The organism is Halalkalibacter okhensis, from assembly GCF_000787375.1.
Lineage (GTDB): Bacteria > Bacillota > Bacilli > Bacillales > Bacillaceae_D > Halalkalibacter > Halalkalibacter okhensis.
On sequence record NZ_JRJU01000029.1, the window covers coordinates 25,448 to 48,050 of the forward strand.

Here is a 22,603-nt window from a genome sequence, read left to right on the forward strand (position 1 = left end):
AAAAGTGTATTTCATCTATTATATAGAGTTGAAATGAAAAGTGCAACATGAAGTGTGAAAAAAGGGTAGTATTGTCAATGGTTAAAGGTGTATAATAAAAAGAGGAAGACGTTTGAAAGGAGCTTGAAATGGCAACAACACACACATTTTCAAAAGGTGAAGAGATAGCAAACGCAATTACACATGGAATTGGTGCATTACTAAGTGTTGCAGCGTTAGTATTACTAATTGTGTATTCAAGTTTATATGGATCTGTTTTGCATATAGTAAGTTTTACTATTTATGGCGTAACGATGCTTTTACTTTATTTTTCTTCGACTATGGTTCATGCCTTACCACAAGGAAGGGTGAAAGATCTCTTTGAGATTTTTGACCATGCGTCTATATATTTATTCATAGCTGGAAGTTACACTCCTTTATTATTTATTGTCGTCCAAGGTACCCTTGGTTGGACACTATTTGGAATTGTATGGGGAATTGCTACCGTTGGAGTTGTGTTTAAATTTTTCTTTGTGAAAAAATTTCTATTTTTATCAACGATTTTTTATATTGGTATGGGGTGGCTTGCTATTTTTGCTATTAAGCCAATTGTTGAAACACTCCCTCCTGCAGGTACCGCTTTTCTATTTATTGGTGGAATTTGTTATACCATTGGAACCATTTTTTATGTGTGGCGAGGGTTTAAATATCATCACGCCATATGGCATATGTTTGTTTTAGCTGGTACAATATTCCATTTCTTTTTAATTATTGTCTACGTATTACCTATTTAACTTTGTCAGTCAGTGGTATTGTCCACTGGCTATTTTTCTTTAGTAAGACTGTTACATACGCTAGAAAACAAAAGGTATGATGTAAGAGGAGGGATCAATATGTATGTGACGATTTCAGAGTTGGCTGTCTATTTAGAGTTACCTGAAGAATATATTGAAAAGCAGGTAAAACTTGGTCATGTGAAGACCGTGTTTGATGGGAGGAAACATTTGGTAAACCGCGAACAGTTTCTTTGGCATAAGGAGCAACTTGATACAAAAAGGAAACTACTTGCACAAGAAGCGGAGGAACCACTTCCTGAAGATTGGGATGCTAAAGACGAGGATTAGTACATACACTATAATTGTGAACACAAAAACCAAAAGAGAAGGTTGTGAGACGCAATGGGGAAACATTTGGTGTTTGTGCTCATGCTTTGTATTTTTGGCTTATTAATGGGAACTTTTTCTGTACAAGCAGAAACGGAGTCAAACAAAGCAAGAGACCATCAGCTAAAAAAAGTAACAAAGACAAATTTAGATGTGCCTGAACAAATGGTCCGATTTAAATATGACTCAGGTTATTCGTTTAATTATCCAAATGATGGGGTGCGAGGCATCTACGTAACTGGCAATTCTGCCGGTGGACAACGCTTTTTGTCCCTCATTGAATTAATGAATACGACTGAGTTAAACTCAATGGTCATTGACATTAAAGATGACCATGGTTACTTAACGTATCGCCCAGAGGAAGATTCACCGTTTTATAACATTTCCCAAAACTTCATTGGTGATACTGACCAATTAATGGAAACACTTGATGATAATGAAATTTATCCTATTGCTCGAATCGTCGTGTTTAAAGATACGGTTTTAGCTGAGAAAAAGCCCGAGTTATCTTTTTTAGAGAATGGAGAAGTTTGGAAAAATGGCCGTGGAGAGGCATTTGTAAATCCATTTTTACAAGAAGTGTGGGATTACAATATTGCGATTGCTGAAAAAGCAGCAAAAATGGGTTTTAAAGAAATACAATTTGATTACGTTCGTTTTCCGGAAGGGTTTGAACGCCGTGATGATATGTTGGAGTATGGATTAGGAGAGTACGATGAGGGGGACGATAACGTTCAAAAAAGAGTACAGGCTGTCACAGACTTTGTGGCTTACGCTAAAGAGCGGTTAGCTCCGTATAATGTTGACGTTTCCGTTGATATTTTTGGCTATGCAGCGACGATTTCAGAAGCGCCAGGTATCGGACAAAATTTCTCGAAAATATCTGCAAATGTAGATGTTATTTCATCAATGATTTATCCAAGTCATTGGACTCCTTATTTTGGAATCGATAAACCTGATTTATATCCGTACGAATTAACAAAAGAATATGCAAAAGTAGAAAATGAGGTATTAAGCGCATTAGAGGATCCGCCTGTATCTAGGCCATGGATTCAAGATTTCACGGCTTCTTGGTTGGGCACGGGAAACTATAAAAGTTACGGGAAAGAAGAAGTTGAGGACCAAATTCGTGCTTTACAAGAACAGGGAATAAACGAGTTTCTCTTATGGAATGCGACCAATCGGTATACAAAAGATGTTAATTATAAACCGCTGGACTAATGTGAAGCTGTTACATTTCGTAACAGCTCTCTTTAGTAAAGTGCAATAATACAGAAGGTCGAGACTTGGTGGAACATGGTGCAATTGTATGAATGAGTTAAATATTGTTAAAAGAATGGGGGTGGAGGTAAATCTTCCTTTTATATGCTGAAATGAGGCAGTTTAAGCATATGTGCAAGAGGAATATACTAAAGGTAAGTTATAATGATGGAGGTACGAGAATGAACTGGTATGAAAAGCTCAATCAATACTTTCCTATTGAAGAAATGAAATCAAAAGAGCATATGGAATTGTTATTAAAAGAAAAAGCTGATATTTACCATAAGGATGAAGGACCAAATCATGTTATGATGTATGTAGAAACGGACGACTTCGTCTTTGTCGACTACCTATTTGTTTCAACGAATGCGAGAGGCCAAGGTTTAGGAAAAAAATTACTAAACAAATTGAAGCTAAAGAACAAGCCGATTATTCTTGAAGTAGAGCCTGTAGATTATGATGACACAGATACTAAGAAGCGCCAACGCTTCTATAGTCGAGAAGGATTTAGGCATGCACAGTCTGTTGGATATAGAAGACGTTCACTTGCGACAAATGAAGTGAATGAATTAGAGATTCTTTACTGGTCTCCGACAGATGAATCAGAAAAAAGCATTTTCGAAAAAATGAAGCACACATATGAAAATGTTCATACTTATAAGGATGAGGAACTTTATGGTGCATCATACGAAGATGTTGATCAGGTTCTAACTTATGAGGAAGAAAAGGATCAAGCGACTGTGTAGCAGAATTTCTTCATCAATAATGAGGGTGATGAAAAATGAAAAGAAAAGATGTAAGACGTCGGAACAACAAAAAGAAAAGAGACATGTTAAAAGATTTCTTGAAGAAAAATATGAGAGGTTGGAAGGCAGGGTCAAGAAGGAGCCCAATGCCTACTCCATCAAGACGTACAACTGCATAGATAGTGATGAAGGTGTTTCGTTAGAGGGCTAGTCCTTTTAGTGAAACACTTTTTTATTTTTTTCCAAACTGTAACATAAATTTGAAACTATTTGAAAAGAAGGAAAAAAGTAATTGGCCACTATTTTTGTTATGTTAGGAAAATGTGACAGAAATGTGACAAGTGTAAGTCCGAATTAGAAATGTTACAAAACAACTTAATAAACATATTTGTTTAGAAACGATTTTTTTGTATAATAGGTTTATGATGTAAAAATTGAGGGTATTGCACCTTTGTATGTTTAATTAGTTGTATGCAGTGTTCAGCGCCGTATATAAAAATGTTTTAATTTGTATATACAAAAATTGAACAGATTTGTATAATAGTTATGTAATCAACAAAATTGACATTAATACATCTAAGTTCGTCATAGATCTCAAACTTGAAAGGAGAGGTCCACCATATGGTTACATTATTAACATCACCTAGTTGTACATCATGCCGGAAAGCGAAAGCGTGGCTAGAAGAACATAATATCCCATTTGAGGAACGAAATATTTTTGCATCGCCACTAACTGTTGAAGAGGTTAAAGAAGTGGTACGGATGACTGAGGATGGCACGGATGAAATTATATCAACCCGTTCAAAGGTATTCCAAGAGCTAAATGTAGAGTTAGAATCATTGCCTCTACAAACATTATTCCAAATCATTAGTGAAAACCCTGGCTTGCTTCGTCGCCCTATCATCTTTGATGAGAAGCGTTTACAAGTGGGATATAATGACGCAGAAATCCGTCGTTTCTTACCTCGTAAAGTGCGCACTTTCCAATTGCAAGAGGCACAACGATTAGTTAATTAATAAAAAACCCTTCTACTTCATTCGAATGACTGTAGAAGGGTTTTGTTTTTTGATTTGTAGTACACTAGGAAAATTTTTTGCTTGTTCTTATTTTATACGCTCCAGATACGATAACTGCGACAATGATAAAAAATTGAAAGCATAATGTAAATGTAGGGTGAGGATGAAATAGTGGAGCTAACATCTCTTCATGAGTTATCATTCTACTAGCTGTAAAAGCTAAAATCCCAGCACCTATATAGACAATAATTGGAAAACGGTCAAAGGCTTTTAAGATTAATTTACTTCCCCAAATAATAATAGGAACGGAAACAAGTAAACCAATCATAACAAGCGTGTGGTCACCATGCGCTGCACCGGCCACAGCAATTACATTATCAAATCCCATGACCAAGTCGGCGATGATAATAGCTTTGATGGCACTCCAAAGGCTTGTTCCTCCCTCAATTGAATGGTCGTCGGCTTGATCTGTTAATAAACTATAGGCAATATAGACTAAAAGAGCCCCGCTAATAGCCAGTAAAAAAGGAATTTCAAGAAGTTGTACAGCTACTACCGTAAGGGACATCCTTGTTACAAGTGCCAAACAAATGCCAAGAACAATCGCTCTGTTTCGAATTTCTTGTGGTAAATTTCGGCAAGCAAGGGCAACGACAATGGCATTGTCTCCACCTAAAATGATATCAATGCCAATAATCGTTAAGAGAGAGATTAGAAAATCAGTATCCATAGTTTGCATCATCCTTTGGCATAAGCACATTATTTGTTTCATAATGGTTAGAAATATGTCATACATTTAGCAATGACGTATGTGATGTGTATGGAGCTTGTCTAACCGTCTACTAAGAACATATATGGTTTATTCAAGGAAAATATGATGAAAATTTCTAGAGGCATATCTAGCTAAATTACTGTTATAATGATTGTAGTACTGATTTTTTTGAAAATAGGAGAAAATGTAGTTTTTAAATTTCCATTTTCAATCGATTTATCATAAAATAGTAGTAAGCTTATATTGAGGTGAGCGATATAGGCACCCACAAGATATCCTAGGTAGTAGGAAGGAATCAGAGCACATATCACGAATTACATTTAGTACGAAGTGAAGGCTTTGCTACATGACTAAGAAATTGAAGGGGGTTTAACGAAGATTTCCTCATCAAAAACGAAGTCTAGTACCATTACTCGATTAGGAGGGAGAGCGAAAATGGATATTGAACGCGTAAATGATACGACCATTAAGTTTTTTATTACGTATACAGATATTGAGGATAGAGGCTTTGACCGAGATGAAATCTGGTACAATCGTGAGCGTGGAGAAGAGCTCTTCTTCGAAATGATGAATGAAGCTAATGATAGTGACGATGCATTAGAATTGGATGGACCGTTATGGATACAGGTTCATGCATTAGATAAAGGATTAGAAATTGTAGTGACAAGAGGTCAGGTTTCAGATGGAAGTGTGAAGCTTGAGATTCCAGTAACTGACAAAGAATCGGATGAGTCAAACCTTGTTGATTTAATGTCAGGGAGTGAGGATGATGAGTTAGACCTTTCTAATGATCATCTTGAAATTGTCATTGGATTTAAAGATTTTGAAGATGTAATCTCATTAAGTCATAATTTCTTCATTAATGACCTATATAATGAACTATATCATTTTGAAGGTACGTATTATCTTCACGTGATCTTTAACGACGATAGTTATAATGAAGATGAGCAAGACGATATGTTGAGCCAAATGCTCGAATATGGCTATGAATCAGATATCTCGATCTATCGAATGAAGGAATATGGGAAAGAAATTGTAAGAGAAAATGCTCTACCAGTCATTCGATCCTCATTTTCTAAATAAAATGGCAAGACACGGGTTGAACTACAACAAAACGGTTATTTGCCTACAGAAAAGCTATGTATCTTTGTTGATATTTGCTTGGAAATAAGGAGGATCCTGTGGGTCCTCCTATTTTAGTTGAATGTAACTATTTTTGGAGTGTCCAATGAGAAATCAATTTAATATTTTTATTTTTTTAACCTCATTATTAGCTGTACTTTACATGACTCGGATGTATTGGCAAGGTTGGGTTGTTGGGGCGTTAAGTGTTGCTTTTTCACTGTCAGTTGTTTTCATAGCTGTCGTTATATTTTTTGAAAATCGCCATCCAACCAAAACATTAACTTGGCTATTAGTATTAGCTGCATTTCCGTTAGTTGGCTTTTTCTTTTATTTGTTATTTGGACAAAATCACCGAAAAAGTCGCTCATTTTCAATTAAGGCTTTACAAGATGAACAAGCATTTGAAAAAATTGAAGGCCAAAGACAATTAAATGAGGATCAAATTCAAAAAATGGGTGGGCACCAGCAGTTGCTTTTTCGTTTAGCTCATCGGCTTGGAAAAAACCCTGTTTCGTTTTCGAGTGAAACGAAAGTACTTACAGATGGAAAAGAAACTTTTACTCATATTTTACAAGCGCTTAAATTAGCAGAACATCACATTCATCTAGAGTATTATATCGTACGAAATGATGGACTTGGACAAGAGATAAAAGAGATATTAATTGAAAAAGCACAAGCCGGTGTAGAAGTTCGTTTTCTATATGATGCTGTAGGAAGCTGGCGGCTTTCAAAGAACTACATTCGTGAGTTAAAAGAGGGAGGCGTTGAAATCGTCGCCTTTTCACCAGTGAAACTCCCTTTTTTAAATCACAAAATTAATTACCGCAATCATCGAAAGATTATTGTCATTGATGGCATTGTAGGTTTTGTTGGTGGCTTAAATATCGGAGATGAGTATTTAGGGAAACATTCTTACTTTGGAAAATGGAGGGACACACATTTATTTGTAAGAGGAGAAGCGGTTCGAACATTACAACTGATTTTCTTACAAGATTGGCATTATCAAACAGGGGAAACCATTTTGAATCCAACCTATTTATCTCCTGCTTTGACGTCTGTTAAGGCCGATGGAGGGGTCCAAATGATTGCTAGTGGACCGGACCAACGTTGGGAAGTTAATAAGAAATTATTTTTCTCGATGATCACATCTGCTAAGAAGTCCATTTGGATTGCCAGTCCATATTTTATTCCCGATGATGACATTTTAAGCGCGCTTAAGATTGCTGCATTAAGTGGAATTGATGTAAGATTGCTTGTACCAAGTCGGCCCGATAAACGTATTGTCTTTCATGCTTCTCGTTCTTATTTTCCTGAGCTACTAGAGGCTGGAGTGAAAATTTACGAGTATAATCGTGGTTTTATGCATAGTAAATTAATTATTGTTGATCATGAAATGGCTTCAATTGGTACATCCAATATGGATATGCGCAGTTTTCATTTGAACTTTGAAGTAAATGCTTATCTATATCAAACGAAAAGTGTTACAACGCTTGTCAGTGATTTTGTATATGATCTAGAGCATTGTAATCAATTAAGCTACAAATTATTTAGGAATCGTTCTATCTTGTATCGAATCATTGAATCTACTTCTAGATTGTTATCACCATTATTGTAAAAGGGGCTTCCAAAGGGCAACGATAGACCTTTTTGGATGTTCCTTTTTTATATGTGAAGAAAAATAGCGATTGTTTTTAAATTAGTTTTATAAATATTTCTTTTTTTGCAGGGAAATAAAAATGAAAGGCGAATTGATAATCATAAATTGATGGAGGTGAATGGATGTTTAACGCTAAATTTGCAGATGGAACGATTATTTCAATGGCAGATCAATGGCATATAGATGAGTTGAAGGAATTACGCAAGAAACGGACATTCTTCTGCCCTGCCTGTCACTCTCAAGTCCAATTGAAACTGGGGACATCGAAGCTTTGGCATTTTGCTCATCAGGCAAACAATATTTGTATCATCCAAACCGAGAAAGAAACCCTGTATCACCTTAAAGGTAAAAGAAAGTTATACGATTGGCTCAAGAGTCAAAAGTTAAAAGTTGGAATGGAAGTTTATTTGCCGCTTATTAGACAAAGACCCGATATATTATTCCGTAACCAAAATACCCTCTATGCACTGGAATTTCAGTGTTCTCCAATTGAATCAACACTTCTGAAAAGTCGTACGGAAGGTTATCTCCAGTTAGGGATGGTCCCAATATGGATATTAGGTGGAAATCGATTAAAACGTCATGGTCCTCATTCGTATTCACTGAAATCATTTGAATGGCATACAACTCGCAATTTTATAGATCAGCAACAATTTCTTACGTATTTCTGTCCTGAGCAGGAAAGTTTTGTTTTCTTACAGCAATTAACCCCGTATAGTTCTACTCGAATATTAGCAACCTATCAAGAAATATCCTTAACCAATTCTTCTCTTAATACACTCCTCAATCCTAGCAAACATTATACCCAATTATTAGATAAATGGCTTACGATTAGGAAGCATTGGCGATATCATCAACCTAACCCGTATCCGAGTAAAACGGAAAAATTTCTCCAAAGTCTTTTATATCGAAGGCGTATAGCTCCAAGTTTATTTCCGATTGAAGCAGGATGGCCTACGAATCACTATGAACTTATTTCATCTGCACCTTGTCATTGGCAAACATACCTCTTATTAGAGTGCCTCGAGAATCAGCCTCTGTACCAACCATTTTCAATTCATCTTGCTATACATTGTATCCAACCATATTTAAACAACAATATATTCACCCTTCGTTCGATGAATGATGATAGACATTGGACATTAGCTATAATGGGTTTTTTTCATTTTCTTGTTAAAATAGGTTATTTAGAACAAACACCAAAGCGTTATTTTAAAAGACTTAAGAATGCTATTGCTGCTAAAACGGTAGATGAAGCAATTCAGTATGATCAAACATTATATTACAATACGTTAGTTACAATCATGAGAGAAAGGAATGAAGGAAAGAATAAAGGAATAAGCAGCCTTAAGTCGAATATATAATATGGAATGAATGTGGAGGTGTTATCACTTGTCAAAAAAATTACAAAAGCGTGACGAAGTCCCAGTAGAAAAAACGTGGGATTTAGAAGCTATTTTCAAAACAGATGAAGAGTGGGAGAAAGAATTTAAAGAAATTCAAATTATGCTTCCGTACTTGGAGGCATGTAAAGGAACATTAGCTGATTCAGCAGTGACGCTATTTGTGGCGCTAGAAAAACAAAATGAGATTTCAGAAAAGCTTGGACGTTTATATGCATACGCACATATGAGAAATGATCAAGATACATCGAATTCTTTTTATCAAGGGTTAAACGATCGTGCATCAAGCCTTGCTGCACAGGTTGGCCAAGTAGCCTCATTTATTGTTCCGGAACTTCTTTCGATCGAAGAATCAAAAATTGAAAAATTTATGAGGGAACATGACGGGTTAAAGCTTTATAAACAAATGTTTGCTGAATTAAATGAACAACGAGCGCATGTTTTATCAGAAGCAGAAGAAGCCATTTTAGCTCAGGCGTCAGAAGTAACAAATAGTCCAAGTAATACTTTTGGGATGCTGAATAATGCTGACCTCAAATTTCCAACCATTAAGGATGAAAATGGAGAGGAAGTTGAAATTACACATGGACGCTATATTCGTTTCTTAGAAAGTAGCGATCGACGTGTACGAGAAGATGCATTTAAAGCAGTGTATAGTACGTATAATAAATACAAAAATACATTTGCTTCTACGCTCAGCGGTCAAGTGAAAAGGGATTTATTTTATGCAAAAGTAAGAAAGTATAACTCAGCACGAGAAGCGGCTCTTAGTGCCAATCATATTCCGGAAGTTGTTTATGATCAACTCGTAGAAACAGTAAATAATCGATTAGACTTGCTTCACCGCTATGTGAGATTACGCAAAAAAGTATTAGGTGTCGACAAATTGCATATGTATGACCTTTATACGCCACTTGTCAAAGATGTGAAGATGGAAATTCCTTATGAAAAAGCTCAAGAGCTTGTAGTCAAAGGGGTGTCACCATTAGGAGATGAGTATGTTTCAACATTAGAAGAAGGCTTTAAAAAGCGTTGGGTTGATGTCGAGGAGAATGTTGGTAAACGTAGTGGGGCTTATTCTTCTGGTGCCTATGGAACAATGCCGTATATTTTAATGAACTGGCAAGATAACGTCAACAATCTTTTTACACTGGCTCACGAATTCGGCCATAGTCTTCACAGTTATTATACTCGTCGAAATCAACCATTCTTATATGGTGATTATACGATATTTGTGGCAGAAGTCGCTTCTACGTTAAATGAAGCGTTACTTAATGACTATATGGTAAAGAATACGGATGACCCAAAGGAAAAATTATATTTGTTGAATCACTTCTTAGAAGGATTTAGAGGTACGGTATTCCGTCAAACAATGTTCGCTGAATTTGAACAGCTGATCCATGAAAAGTCAGCAAATGGCGAAGCGTTAACTCCTGAATTATTAACAAAGACGTATTATGATTTGAATGTTAAATACTTTGGGGAAGATCTTGTAATTGATGAAGAGATTGGACTAGAGTGGGCTAGAATTCCGCATTTCTATTACAATTTTTATGTGTATCAATATGCAACGGGGTATAGTGCAGCAGCTGCTTTATCCAAACAGATTCTTGAAGAAGGAGAACCGGCTGTATCTCGTTATTTGGACTTCTTAAAAGCTGGTAGCTCTGATTATCCAATTGAAGTATTAAAACATGCCGGAGTTGACATGACATCGTCAGAGCCGATTGAACAGGCATTGGCAGTTTTTGAACAGACATTATCAGAGATGGAAGAGTTACTTGATCAATAAAGAGGGTGTCTAAAAGGTCGGAAGTTTGACCTTTTAGACACCCTGTCTTATTTATTTGAATCCTTTAAATCGTTTTTGAGCGGCAAGAGGAGAAAGGGTCAAGACAAGACCCGCAAATAGCGCTGGTGCAGCAATCCATAGTGGAAAAACTCTCATTAATGATAAAAGGAAAAGGTAATAGCAAATGATAGTAACAATAATGCCGATAATAATTTTTACCCGATTCAACACAAGCCCTCCTATCAACAGGTGCTATCATAGTTTATGATGAGTTGATCAAGCTTAGAAGGTGTGTTTTCCTAAAGTCGATTAAAGCGAATAAAATAGGCTGCATCAAACAATAACTTTTTCTCGGGCCACCTTAAAGGGCTACAATAAATGGTCACCTTTCCCCTAAGTACCGCCAAAACAAGCCATATTTAACAGGAACAGCCTCAACCTTTTGTTGAAGTACGAGAGCTTTTAACTGTTTTTCAGCCTCTTCAGCACTCAAGTTAAAAACGACGGAGACCTCAATTGTAGCTACAAACTCATAGCGTTTTAAAAACTCCTCTAATGTGAGAGCCACTGCCGGCTCGGGTTTAAATCCTAGCATCTCCTCTAGTATTTGTACATAGACTTTATAAGGATAATTTCCTGTTACCTTTATTCCATCGTCTTCTACATTCGCATTAAAAAAGACAAACGTTGGAACAACGTCAACGCCCATTTCATTCGTTGTTTTTATGTCGTGTTGAAGTGCCTTCGTTGCTGCTTTGGATTCTAGGTCGTGTTTGAATTCAGCTATGTCTAAACAAGCATTATGGGCACATTCTATGAGGACTTGCTCTTTAGTAATATTTTGCTTATTAAGAAAAAGGGCTTCTCTCATTTTTCGTAAAAAACGTGTACCTGCTTGTTGCCCTTGTAATTCTGCCGCTTTTATTGCTAACGAGGCGAGATATGGGGAGTGCCACTCACTTTCTAACCATACATCTCCGTCGCAAGACATCCCTGTTTTTGTTGCGATATCTTCCCAAATCGACGCAATTTCTTGCTTTTTTGAGATGAGTCCTTTGCTTGTATTTTTGCATGCATTCCATGCTTGGAGCCTGCCTGCTACAAGGGTTCTTATTCGAAAATAGTTTCCATATTCAACTTGAAGTCTTTTTAAAATTGGTTCAAAGGCCCAACAGTCAGCACATAAAGGATCGATAAATGTATATAGTTCGATCGGTTTATGGCGTTTTTCCGAAAACGATTGTTCAGGATCTAGACCACAAACGCCAAGTTGATGATCGCAAGTTGAATGAGTATCTTTTTGGTTCAATGGTCATTCTCCTTTCTATAATGGTTGATTTACCATATGATGGGCGGTCATTGATAAACGTTCTAGCATATATTCACGAATGACTCCTTCTATTCCAACATCATCCATTGCACGTTCCATACAGTTAAGCCATGCTTCTGCTTGTATCGAAGTGATAACAAAAGGCATATGGCGAGCTCGTAACATTGGATGACCATGTTCTTCTGAATAGAGAGAGGGTCCTCCGAGAAACTGTGTTAAAAATTGCTTTTGCTTACGAGCTGTTTCTGTTAGGTCATTAGGGAAAAGCGGAGCTAGATCAGGGTGCTGTGAAACTTTACGATAAAATGTATCCACGAGCTTTGATAAAACGTCTTCCCCACCTAAAGCATCAAAAGGTGTTTGACTTGAATTGGTCATATTTATAACTCCTCTGTTGTATAGCAGTAACTATGATATTGTTCTATGCTCATATTGTAGCAATATGAGCAGGGTACGGCAAATTTGATGAATTACATAATAACCACATAATGATGGTGAAGTGTGGAGAAGGGAAGAGTTGTAGTCAAAAAAAACTGATATAGAGAAGATAAATTCTCAAATATCAGTTTTAGTATATGTTGGTATCGGGGAAAAAATCAAAAGCTACGCATTTAAATACGTATTAAAAACACGAGGGACATAAGCTTGTGTCTCTTTAAATGGTGGAATACCTCCATATCGATCAACATTTCCTGGACCTGCATTGTATGCAGCTAACGCAAGCCTAGTATCTCCATTGTACCGATCTAACATCTGTCGCAAATATTTTGCTCCGCCATTAATGTTTTGTTCAGGATCAAAACTATTTTCAACTTGAAGCATACGAGCTGTAGCAGGCATAAGTTGCATTAATCCTCTAGCGCCAGCATGACTAATTGCGTTTGGATCAAAATTAGATTCATGTTTAATGACAGAATGAAGCAATTTAGGGTCTATATTGTACTTTTGGGCTGCAGCCTCTATAAGTGGTTGAAACTTAGATTCTTTATTGGATAGAGAGTTAGTCCAGTTTGGATCCACGGATGTAGCCAGTTCATTTGTATGTACTGGTTCAAAATTAGATAGTGGATGAAGAAAAAGATCTCTTTGTTTCGTTTGAGGAGAATCGATTTCCAATCTAGTCATTTGTTCATTTAAAAATTGTGAGAACATCGATTGCATCATCGATGATTGCTGACTTGATTTGTTTAACTTTTGTAAAGCTTGAAGCTGGTTAACATGTTGAAGGAAGGACAGATCCATCGTTACACCTCATTCTTTTGTGACACTGAATTAAAATAGATGATTTACACAGTTAATAATAGCAAATAAGAAAGATAACAACAATTGGTTGTTTTTGGTCTACTTGTTGTCTAAGGCTAATTTACGAGTGAAGAACCGGCGCACCTTATTGTCTGTTTCTGTATATGGGAGGTTATAGCTCTCTAATAGCTTTGTAAGTGTTGATTCAGCATGCGAAAGTGAGGTACCTTCAAACTCTATCTCAAAATCAGTCTGACCTAAATAGCTACTCTTATCTAAACATAAAGTTCCATTTCTATATGATATTTCAATTCTACTTGTAGTGAGAGTTCCTACATAAGTGAGTCTCTCAATTGGAATTTTTAATGAAGTAAGTTGACTAACGACCTGGCCTGCAGGGAGTAGCCCTTCCTCTTTTGCTGTGATCCACTCACCTTCCTTTAACGTTTGGTGAGTCTCGAGCTTTCCAACAGTATGAGGTTGCTTTAGTGTTAACGTGAAAGTTTGATCCTTTTCACGGATTCGAAGACCGGAATGCGCAGATTTTAGAGAAAAGTCCGGAGTTTCAAAATAATGATTATGCTGGGTAACTGCATTTGCTCCGAGTAATTCTAACCCATTTATTAAGGTGTGATACCCTTCTTCAGTAAGCATTGATTTTACTTCAATTTCTATTTCTTGTGACATATTATACCCACCTTTTTAATGTTCAAATTTCCTATTCATTTCGGTTAATTTTCAATGCTTTTTATTATAGCAGGTAATGTTCTCTATTGATATGTGACTAGATTCATTCATGCAGTTGCAATGGAAACGTCTCATTGGTACGTATTCACATTAGAACTATGTTAGAATAAGTGTGTATTTGTTAGATCTGTTGAATAGTTGGAGGGACATAATGAAAAAACTAGAAGTAGAAAAAATAATTGTTGAAAAAGACCAATATACTGCCATAATGCAGGAAGAAATAGATAAGGAACTTGCTAAAACATTGCAAGCAGGTGGACGTATGCTTGTCGATTCAGATGGATTAGCGTTTGTATACATATTAGAAGACGAATCTTCCTTTTATTATGTTGCATTTTCACAGGCGACGTGGCCACAGTTGCATGAAGTATTATCTCAATCAGCTTCACTTACACTACGTCTAAACAACGATATAACAATTGAGCTTGTTTCGATAGTTGAAGAGCTTTCCTTCTTAACTGAAAATATTGAAGGCAATAGCAACTATGGTGAAGAGATGGAAAAGGCTGTACAGGAGTTTTTTAATTAGGAATAAATAGGTAATTTTCTGTGCAAGAGACGGACGGTGATGTAATGAGCAATTGGGAGATTTTTTTGACACCATATAAACAAGCAGTTGATGAGTTGAAAATAAAGCTTAAAGGAATACGGGAACAGTATCAACAATCATCCAAGCATACTCCGATTGAATTTGTAACGGCGAGGGTGAAGCCGGTTACGAGTATTCTAGATAAGGCGAAACGAAAAAATGTTCCTCTTGATCAGTTAGAAGAAGGGATGCAAGACCTTGCAGGCGTTCGAATTGTAACGCAATTTGTAGAAGATATTGAAACAGTTGTTGAATTAATTAGAACGAGAAGAGACTTTGAGATCGTTGAGGAACGAGACTATATTTTTGACAAAAAGCCAAGTGGATATCGGTCTTATCATTTGGTCTTACGCTATCCTGTGCAAACCATTGAAGGAGAAAAGAAGGTTTTGGTCGAACTTCAGGTACGAACATTAGCCATGAACTTCTGGGCAACGATTGAGCACTCTTTAAATTATAAATATAGTGGAGAAATTCCCGAGGACATTAAAATGCGATTGCAACGTGCAGCCGAGGCCGCCTTTAAATTAGATGAAGAGATGTCAATCATACGTGATGAAGTGAGAGACGCACAGGAGATTATTACAACCAAGCAAGAGCAAGGCAGAAAGCTGTAGAGATTAAGGAGGAAGATTGATGAAGTTTATGGTCACATCGCGCGGGGATGACGTGTCTAATACTTTGCAGCAAAGAATAAAGAGGTATTTGCTTGATTTTGGTTTATCTTATGACGATGAAAAACCAGAAATGGTGATCACTGTAGGTGGGGATGGAACCTTGCTACAAGCCTTTCATGATTATTCCGATCGTCTAGAAGATACGGCTTTTGTTGGAATACATACAGGGCACCTTGGATTTTATGCAGATTGGGTGCCTGATGAAGTAGAGAAATTAGTCATACATATTGCAAAGACTCCTTACCAAATTGTTGAATACCCCCTACTTGAAGTAGTTATTCGACAGGAAGGAATGGCTAATTCAGAACGTCATCTCGCACTCAACGAATGTACGATTAAAAGCATAGGTGGTTCTCTCGTTAGTACCATAGATATAAAAGGAGAACCATTTGAAGTTTTTCGTGGGGATGGACTATGTGTATCAACTCCATCGGGGAGCACAGCTTATAACAAAGCGTTAGGAGGAGCGATCTTACATCCTTCTCTAGCGTCTATTCAGATTGCCGAGATGGCATCGATAAATAATCGTGTGTACCGTACAGTTGGTTCTCCTCTTGTATTGCCGCAACACCACACTTGTTTATTAAAGCCATTAAATGATGTTGATATTCAAGTAACCGTTGATCATTATACGCTTGAGCATCGTCGGATTAAGTCGTTACAATGTCGTGTTGCTGAAGAGAAAGTTCGCTTTGCAAGATTTCGTCCATTTCCATTTTGGAAAAGAGTAAGGGAGTCATTTATTCGTGAATAAATACGTTGCGACTCTTTCGTGGAGAGTGGATGAAAAGTGGGATAAAGAGCTATTGAGGCTTTTTTTACGTGAGAACTGTCATATCTCTAAACGTGGGCTCGCCAATATTAAATTTAATGGTGGAGTCATCATGTTAAATGGGAAAGAGGTGACTGTTCGGACCACGCTTAGCACGGACGATAAGGTGACGGTATGTCTCCCACCTGAAGAAGTAAGCTCAACGTTATTAGCCGAAGAAGGAGATTTAGACATTGTCTTTGAGGATGACCATTTGTTAGTCATCAATAAAGAGGCTGGAATGTCAACTATTCCTTCAAGAGAGCATCCTTTGCATTCTTTAGCTAATTTTGTTTTAGGGTATTATCGCCAAAAAGAATTGAAAACTACATTTCACGCTGTAAATCGATTAGATAGAGATACGTCAGGCCTGTTAATTATTGCCAAACATCGTCTGGCGCATGACCGACTTTCTAAATTACAGCAGGAAGGGCTTGTGAACCGTTATTATCAGGCAATAGTGACAGGTAAGCCTATTTGCGAAAAAGGGACGATTGATGCTCCAATTGGTCGAGACCCAAACAGCATTATAACTCGCCAAGTAAGAGCTGACGGCAAACGAGCTGTGACCCATTATTCTGTGATGAGCGTGACGAACCAAGCTAGTTTAATACATATAAAATTAGAAACAGGAAGAACTCATCAAATTCGAGTTCATTTCTCTTACGTTGGACACCCTTTATTAGGAGATGAACTATATGGCGGAATGCGTGATAGAATTAAACGTCACGCTCTTCATTGTTTTAAGATTGAGTTTCAACACCCATTTACAAATGACGTGATACGGGTTACAAGTGAATTACCTGTGGAAATGAGCAAGCTTTTAATGTAATGCGAGTACTAATTAAAGAGTTCCTTTGTTCTTTTTTTCAAGACCACTGAAAAAGGTACGTTTTTCAGTGGTCTCCTTTTTACCCCTTTGGATTAAACGTCTTATTCAGTCGTGACATAATTGATTGTGTGTTCAGCCACTACATCTCCTTGTGCATTAAGAATTTCTACTGTAATCGCTTCACGTAAATCTTCATCTGTTACATCAGACTCAAGGGAAAACACTTCAGCAATAAAGAAACTTGAGCCACCGCTTAGTTGAAACGGTTCCGGGTTTCCTTCTGTATCTGTAAAAACGATTTCATTTTGACCACCTAGAGCCAATTGTACGTTGGGGTCATCGATGAGAAAACGAGCAGATAAGTCATTTGCTGGTAATTGTCCGTTATTCTCAACCCGTACGTAAATAGAAACCATCTCTATTTCATTATCGTGGATGATTCGAGTTTGCTCTTGATCAATCTCAAGAAGAACTTCAGGACCACAAGCAGTGATAATGAGTAATAGAAATAGGGAAATTATGTATTTATTCATATAATCCTCCATGCATTAGAATTAATTATCAAAAGTCCGAAATTTCTCTTCAACTAAAGGTTGTTTGGAGGAGACTTGGACGATATTCATTTCGGGATATTGTAAGGCAGTTAAGGCCCCTCCAAAAACACAGCCGGTATCAATATTTACTGTGCGATGTAGAAACCGAGGATTTCGTACAGGGGTATGTCCATAAACAATCCATTCATCTCCTTGGTGTTTCTGTGCCCAGTCCCGTCGTACAGGGGTACCATCTTTGTTCGTTTCACCAGTTATATCACCATAAAGGACAAATGTTTTGACACGCTTGTTTGCTTGTCCGATGAAATCACTACGGATTCCAGCGTGGGCAATAACTAGGTTTTTGTCATCAAGAACGTGGTAGAGAGGGGAGTTTTCTATTAAAGACATAAATTGCTGTCTGACTTTTTGATAATCTGGTTTAGACAATTGGGCTAATTCTTCTACGGTTGTTTCTAACCCGTGAGTAACTTGTACGTTTCTACCTAGAAAATAACGATAGAGCTTATCGCAATGGTTTCCTGGACAATAAAAAGCTTGGTTCGTGTTTATCAGTTCAGAAACCAATTGTATAACAGCAACAGAATTAGGTCCACGATCGGTTAAGTCTCCTACAAACGCCAATTTCCTCCCTTTTGGATGAATGTATGAACGGCCTTGCTTTTCATAACCTAATTCAGTAATAAGTAAGATGAGTTCTTCATAACATCCATGTATATCCCCGATGATATCAATTTCCATTTCCTGACCCTCCTATGTTCGTTTACGAATGAAATGACTCGTTCAAATAATAGCTTATCCAGTAAAGAGAAAGCAATGAACAGCTTGAAAAATTCATACTAATCTCAAGAATTTATTGAACTTTTAGTTGGAAGGGGTTGCAAAAGTATTTAACGTTGACATGTATGCTACCTGTTCTTTAAGATTGAAAAGACTTATTGGTACAGAAGTTTTTTATGTAAGGGAGTGAATAATCAATGTTGCCACAACCTGTGACGAATCCTGTTCTCATTTTTGCTATTGCTATGGTCGTGTTTCTCGTGGCCCCATTGATTATGGCAAGGTTAAGAATTCCGGGTATTATAGGGTTCATTTTTGCCGGTGTTATTATTGGGCCAAATGGACTTGGGCTCTTGGAACGAGATCCAACCATTGTATTACTTGGAACAGTTGGTTTGTTATACATTATATTTATTGCTGGGCTTGAAATTGATTTAGACGGGTTTAAAAAATATCGAAATAGAAGTTTAACCTTTGGAACGATGTCTTTTACGATTCCTTTTGTCTTCGGTACAATTGGCGCCTATATATTAGGATATAGTATAGCTGGAGCCATTCTATTAGGATCGTTACTCGGTTCACATACGTTGTTGGCTTATCCGATTGCTAGTAGGCTAGGTATTGCCAAAAATAAGGCGGTTACGACATCCGTTGGTGGAACTATCATGACTGACACGCTTGCCTTGCTTGTATTAGCGGTCGTGGCGGGTTCAACACAAGGTGAATTGACACCGAATTTTTGGTTTGTTCTGATTGTCTCCTTAATTGTCTATGTTGCCGGTGTTTTTATTATTGTACCAATTGCGGCAAAGTTCTTCTTTCGAACATTAAGTAGTGAAGGGACACTAGAATTTATTTTTGTTATGACCGTGTTATTTGTTACGGCTTATTTTGCGACAGTAGCTGGTTTAGAGCCAATTATCGGTGCCTTCTTAGCCGGGTTAGCCTTAAATCGATTCATCTTTGAACAAAGTCCTTTAATGAATCGAATTAAATTTACTGGAAATGCGATTTTTATTCCTTTCTTTTTGTTATCAGTGGGAATGCTAATGGACTTAAGAATTCTTTTGTCGGATCCGTCTGCATGGACAAAGGCATTCCTTGTCGTATTTCTTGTTATCATCGGTAAGTTTTTAGCAGCGTGGGCGGCAGGCAAGATATATCAATATTCAAAAGAAGAAATCAGACTTATTTTCGGACTGACCATTCCACAAGCTGCAGCTACATTAGCTGCAACCCTTGTTGGATTTGATTTAGGATTGTTTGACCAAGCGACTGTGAATGCCATCATTGTAATGATATTAATAACATGCATGATAGGACCATATAAAGTAGAGAAATTCTCAAGGATTATTGCGATGAAAGAAGAGCAAAAGCCATATGAGCCTTCTTCGGCTCCTGAAAGGGTTATGGTCCCAATTGCTAATCCTCACACAATGGAGTCGCTCATGGATTTATCATTTATTATTAGGGGGCAATCGCCTGAACCGCTCTATACATTATCTGTTGCTCAAGGAGGGAGGGAAGATTCTTCCTCCAGAATTGTGGAAGCAGAAAAGTTACTCGGCCATGCCGTAACGTATGCTGCTGGTGCAGAGGTACCGATTCAAATGCTTACTAGGGTGGATACAAACATCACTTCAGGAATGGTTCGAGCCATGGAGGAGTCACGTATTACAACGGCTGTGATCGGGTGGAATGGAAAATTATCTACCCCTCAAAAAATATTTGGTGGAGTGTTAGATCAATTGCTTGAGCGTACAACTCAGATGGTGCTCGTATCAATACTCGGTCACCCTTTAAATACGACTAAGCGAATTGTTATTCTCATTCCTTCTGGATTCGATCATAAATCAGGTTACTATCAATCGGTTCAAGTAGCAAAGAAGATGGCAAATCAATTAGGCGCAACTATTGCTTGCTTCGTTATTAAAGATAACATTAAAAGCTATGAAAAAAGCTTTAATGAAGTAAAGCCTGATGTTAAGGTATCGGTGACGAGTCTTGAATCTTGGAATGAATGGCATAACACGTATAAACCACTACTCCGAGCAGATGATGTAGTTGTTGTATTTAGTGCAAGGAGAGGGACGGTGGCATGGCATCCCCAACTGGAGCGTTTGCCACGTGTACTTGCTCATTCAGGGCCAGAAAGTTTCATTATTGTTTATCCGCGTGAAATTGAAAATGTTGATACAAGAGGTACAAGAGGTACGGCGTTACCTAAGACATTTTTATCTAATAGTTCATATGAGGAGTAAGAGTATAAAGAGGGTGCAAAAAGGTCATAAGCGACTTTTTTGCACTCTCTTCTTTTTATATATAAAGGAATGTCCTACTCTGAATTGGGCGACACTGAAGATAAAAACAGGAGTGATTGCTAGTGTTAACTGATGTTATCGTTGTCTGCCCAAATTGCCAAGATCAAAAGCCTATAACGAATTTATTAACCGCACAATCGAATCAAAATATTATTTATAAATGTGTAGAGTGTGAGTATGAGCAGAAGAATATTAAAACAAAAAAGGGTTAGTGAGATTACATGTTGAAACTATCTATCATAGGAACCATATGATATAATAATTAGTACTTGGTATTAATAACTACTCATAATGGAGGAGAAAGAATGATTCAATTAAATTTAGAGCAACGTACATATGTTGTAATGGGTGTCGCAAACAAAAGAAGTATAGCTTGGGGAATTGCACAATCCTTAGCAAATGCGGGAGCAAGATTGATCTTCACATATGCTGGAGAAAGACTGGAAAAAAATGTTCGCTCACTTATGGAAACACTTGAACGCAAGGACCATCTTATTCTTCCTTGTGATATTACTAGTGATGAGGAAATCGAGAAGACGTTCTCGCAAATTAAGGATGAAGTGGGAACGATTCACGGAATTGCTCATTGTATTGCTTTTGCTAATAAAGATGAGCTAGAGGGAGAATATTTAAATACAACTCGCGATGGGTTTCTTCTCGCTCAAAACATTAGCGCGTATTCATTAACAGCTGTAGTTAAAGAAGCTCGCCCATTAATGACTGAAGGTGGAAGCATTGTCACTCTTACTTATTTAGGTGGAGAGAGAGTTGTTCGAAATTACAATGTCATGGGCGTGGCAAAAGCATCTCTTGATGCAAGTGTAAAATACTTAGCTAATGATTTAGGGAAAGATAACATTCGTGTGAATGCGATTTCTGCTGGCCCAATTCGTACCTTAGCGGCTAAAGGGATTGGCGGTTTTAATGATGTGTTAAAAGAAATCGAAGAACGGGCACCGCTTCGTCGTACAACAACACAAGAAGAAGTAGGAGATACAGCGTTGTTCTTAATGAGTGACTTGTCACGTGGAATGACTGGTGAGATGTTACACGTTGATAGTGGATATAATATTCTATCCATGTCATAAAGGATAGAGAGAAGACTGACAAGAGTAGAGGACATAAATAGGGGGTGCCTGTTTGTGTCCTTTTCGAGTCAGCCTTTTTTGAGTGCTATATAATTAAAGTGTTTTCGAATATACCTATTTATGAGGCCACTGAAAAAGGTGAAAATCGTACCTTTTTCAGTGGTCTTCCTCTTTATCTTGCAGGAGTCGAGGTCCGCTCCTTTTCTCTTAGAGAAAAACCTTCTCTAAAGCAAAAACCTTTGCAAAAACTACCTATACTTAATATCTTTGTTGCCCGAAAATACCTGTTTGGCCAATTAACCATGGGATGAAGCCACCAGGGTAACCTGGACCTGGGTAAGGATAACCACCACCAGGATAACCAGGTGAATATGGTGGTCTAGGTCTAGGTGGTCTGCCTGGTCTAGGTGGAATAGGGCCGTAGTATGGTGCAATTCCTACTAAGTCACTATGATGTACTTGGATAAATTGCGGTTGGTAGTTAGGTGGTCTATAGATGAACATGGATACCATGCCTGTTCTACGGTTATAGTCTGTAATATATGCTGTTACTTCCCCGTAATTTGGAATAGATGTTGTAACCCACTGGTTGACATATTGAGATACAACAACCGGTGGCAAAAATTGCACGGAAGGTTCCTGTGGTCCGTACATGAAATCAACTCCTTATCTTGTTTGCTTCTCTTTATACTATGGAGTTGGAGGGAGTAGGTGAATG

General features: G+C 37.5%; 25 protein-coding genes. 16 read left to right on the plus strand and 9 right to left on the minus strand.

Features of this window, described 5'->3' with window-relative positions:
* Nucleotides 1-128 precede the first annotated feature (128 nt).
* From trhA to spxA, 6 genes are all read left to right on the plus strand, one after another.
* Nucleotides 129-773, plus strand: a complete 645-nt coding sequence (gene trhA, locus LQ50_RS17805) for a PAQR family membrane homeostasis protein TrhA (protein ID WP_034631824.1) — start codon at nt 129-131, stop codon at nt 771-773.
* 99 nt (nt 774-872) lie between these two features.
* On the plus strand, nt 873-1,103 hold the full coding sequence (locus tag LQ50_RS17810; protein ID WP_034631825.1) for an excisionase family DNA-binding protein: 231 nt from the start codon (nt 873-875) through the stop codon (nt 1,101-1,103).
* A 54-nt stretch (nt 1,104-1,157) separates the two neighbouring features.
* A complete protein-coding gene (locus tag LQ50_RS17815) occupies nt 1,158-2,363 on the plus strand; it encodes a putative glycoside hydrolase (RefSeq protein WP_034631826.1) in 1,206 nt (401 codons plus the stop codon).
* A 221-nt stretch (nt 2,364-2,584) separates the two neighbouring features.
* Entirely contained in the window at nt 2,585-3,148 is a 564-nt protein-coding gene (locus LQ50_RS17820) for a GNAT family N-acetyltransferase (RefSeq protein WP_034631827.1), read from the plus strand.
* Between the two features lie 35 nt (nt 3,149-3,183).
* Nucleotides 3,184-3,327 carry a hypothetical protein gene (locus LQ50_RS25810; protein WP_202595390.1) on the plus strand — a complete coding sequence of 48 codons (144 nt, stop codon included), beginning with the start codon at nt 3,184-3,186 and terminating at the stop codon, nt 3,325-3,327.
* A gap of 442 nt (nt 3,328-3,769) precedes the next feature.
* The gene (gene spxA, locus LQ50_RS17830) at nt 3,770-4,165 is read left to right on the plus strand and encodes a transcriptional regulator SpxA (RefSeq protein WP_034631830.1); all 396 of its coding nucleotides are present in this window, start codon (nt 3,770-3,772) and stop codon (nt 4,163-4,165) included.
* A gap of 64 nt (nt 4,166-4,229) precedes the next feature.
* Here the strand turns inward: spxA and LQ50_RS17835 are convergent, their stop codons facing one another.
* Complete coding sequence (locus tag LQ50_RS17835; protein WP_034631831.1) at nt 4,230-4,895, minus strand: TerC family protein; 666 nt, start codon at nt 4,893-4,895, stop codon at nt 4,230-4,232.
* 477 nt (nt 4,896-5,372) lie between these two features.
* Between LQ50_RS17835 and mecA the strand changes: the two genes are divergently transcribed.
* The 4 genes from mecA (at nt 5,373) to pepF (ending at nt 10,914) form a co-directional block, all read left to right on the plus strand.
* Nucleotides 5,373-6,020, plus strand: a complete 648-nt coding sequence (mecA, locus tag LQ50_RS17840; protein ID WP_034631833.1) for an adaptor protein MecA — start codon at nt 5,373-5,375, stop codon at nt 6,018-6,020.
* Between the two features lie 145 nt (nt 6,021-6,165).
* Nucleotides 6,166-7,677 carry a cardiolipin synthase gene (cls, locus tag LQ50_RS17845; protein ID WP_034631834.1) on the plus strand — a complete coding sequence of 504 codons (1,512 nt, stop codon included), beginning with the start codon at nt 6,166-6,168 and terminating at the stop codon, nt 7,675-7,677.
* A 164-nt stretch (nt 7,678-7,841) separates the two neighbouring features.
* On the plus strand, nt 7,842-9,083 hold the full coding sequence (locus LQ50_RS17850) for a competence protein CoiA (protein WP_052144840.1): 1,242 nt from the start codon (nt 7,842-7,844) through the stop codon (nt 9,081-9,083).
* Nucleotides 9,084-9,111: 28 nt separating this feature from the next.
* Nucleotides 9,112-10,914: an oligoendopeptidase F gene (pepF, locus tag LQ50_RS17855; protein WP_237563743.1), complete on the plus strand. Its 1,803-nt coding sequence runs from the start codon at nt 9,112-9,114 to the stop codon at nt 10,912-10,914.
* Between the two features lie 51 nt (nt 10,915-10,965).
* Here the strand turns inward: pepF and LQ50_RS25815 are convergent, their stop codons facing one another.
* From LQ50_RS25815 to LQ50_RS17875, 5 genes are all read right to left on the minus strand, one after another.
* Nucleotides 10,966-11,142: a hypothetical protein gene (locus LQ50_RS25815; RefSeq protein WP_202595391.1), complete on the minus strand. Its 177-nt coding sequence runs from the start codon at nt 11,140-11,142 to the stop codon at nt 10,966-10,968.
* 154 nt (nt 11,143-11,296) lie between these two features.
* A complete protein-coding gene (locus LQ50_RS17860) occupies nt 11,297-12,223 on the minus strand; it encodes a ClpXP adapter SpxH family protein (RefSeq protein ID WP_034631837.1) in 927 nt (308 codons plus the stop codon).
* A gap of 15 nt (nt 12,224-12,238) precedes the next feature.
* Nucleotides 12,239-12,622: a globin domain-containing protein gene (locus LQ50_RS17865; protein WP_034631838.1), complete on the minus strand. Its 384-nt coding sequence runs from the start codon at nt 12,620-12,622 to the stop codon at nt 12,239-12,241.
* A gap of 225 nt (nt 12,623-12,847) precedes the next feature.
* Nucleotides 12,848-13,486 (minus strand): lytic transglycosylase domain-containing protein, encoded by a 639-nt coding sequence (locus tag LQ50_RS17870; protein WP_034631840.1) that lies wholly within the window; start codon nt 13,484-13,486, stop codon nt 12,848-12,850.
* A 99-nt stretch (nt 13,487-13,585) separates the two neighbouring features.
* Complete coding sequence (locus LQ50_RS17875; RefSeq protein ID WP_034631841.1) at nt 13,586-14,173, minus strand: CYTH domain-containing protein; 588 nt, start codon at nt 14,171-14,173, stop codon at nt 13,586-13,588.
* Nucleotides 14,174-14,384: 211 nt separating this feature from the next.
* Between LQ50_RS17875 and LQ50_RS17880 the strand changes: the two genes are divergently transcribed.
* From LQ50_RS17880 to LQ50_RS17895, 4 genes are read left to right on the plus strand one after another with little or no spacing between them, the layout of a single operon-like run.
* A complete protein-coding gene (locus tag LQ50_RS17880; protein WP_034631842.1) occupies nt 14,385-14,762 on the plus strand; it encodes a UPF0738 family protein in 378 nt (125 codons plus the stop codon).
* 44 nt (nt 14,763-14,806) lie between these two features.
* Entirely contained in the window at nt 14,807-15,439 is a 633-nt protein-coding gene (gene yjbM / locus LQ50_RS17885; protein WP_034631864.1) for a GTP diphosphokinase, read from the plus strand.
* A 19-nt stretch (nt 15,440-15,458) separates the two neighbouring features.
* Nucleotides 15,459-16,253 carry an NAD kinase gene (locus tag LQ50_RS17890; protein ID WP_034631844.1) on the plus strand — a complete coding sequence of 265 codons (795 nt, stop codon included), beginning with the start codon at nt 15,459-15,461 and terminating at the stop codon, nt 16,251-16,253.
* Entirely contained in the window at nt 16,246-17,142 is an 897-nt protein-coding gene (locus LQ50_RS17895) for an RluA family pseudouridine synthase (RefSeq protein WP_034631845.1), read from the plus strand. The genes LQ50_RS17890 and LQ50_RS17895 overlap by 8 nt, the downstream gene beginning before the upstream one ends.
* Nucleotides 17,143-17,243: 101 nt before the next feature.
* Here the strand turns inward: LQ50_RS17895 and LQ50_RS17900 are convergent, their stop codons facing one another.
* Both LQ50_RS17900 and prpE read right to left on the minus strand, forming a co-directional pair.
* A complete protein-coding gene (locus tag LQ50_RS17900; RefSeq protein WP_034631846.1) occupies nt 17,244-17,675 on the minus strand; it encodes a hypothetical protein in 432 nt (143 codons plus the stop codon).
* Between the two features lie 21 nt (nt 17,676-17,696).
* The gene (gene prpE, locus LQ50_RS17905; protein ID WP_034631848.1) at nt 17,697-18,437 is read right to left on the minus strand and encodes a bis(5'-nucleosyl)-tetraphosphatase PrpE; all 741 of its coding nucleotides are present in this window, start codon (nt 18,435-18,437) and stop codon (nt 17,697-17,699) included.
* 236 nt (nt 18,438-18,673) lie between these two features.
* Here prpE and LQ50_RS17910 point away from each other — a divergent pair, with 236 nt between their 5' ends.
* Together LQ50_RS17910 and fabI are read left to right on the plus strand one after the other, a co-directional pair.
* Nucleotides 18,674-20,737: a cation:proton antiporter gene (locus tag LQ50_RS17910; protein WP_034631849.1), complete on the plus strand. Its 2,064-nt coding sequence runs from the start codon at nt 18,674-18,676 to the stop codon at nt 20,735-20,737.
* 365 nt (nt 20,738-21,102) lie between these two features.
* Complete coding sequence (gene fabI / locus LQ50_RS17915) at nt 21,103-21,885, plus strand: enoyl-ACP reductase FabI (protein ID WP_034631851.1); 783 nt, start codon at nt 21,103-21,105, stop codon at nt 21,883-21,885.
* Nucleotides 21,886-22,143: 258 nt separating this feature from the next.
* Here the strand turns inward: fabI and LQ50_RS17920 are convergent, their stop codons facing one another.
* Nucleotides 22,144-22,539 (minus strand): hypothetical protein, encoded by a 396-nt coding sequence (locus LQ50_RS17920; RefSeq protein ID WP_034631852.1) that lies wholly within the window; start codon nt 22,537-22,539, stop codon nt 22,144-22,146.
* Between the last annotated feature and the right edge of the window lie 64 nt (nt 22,540-22,603).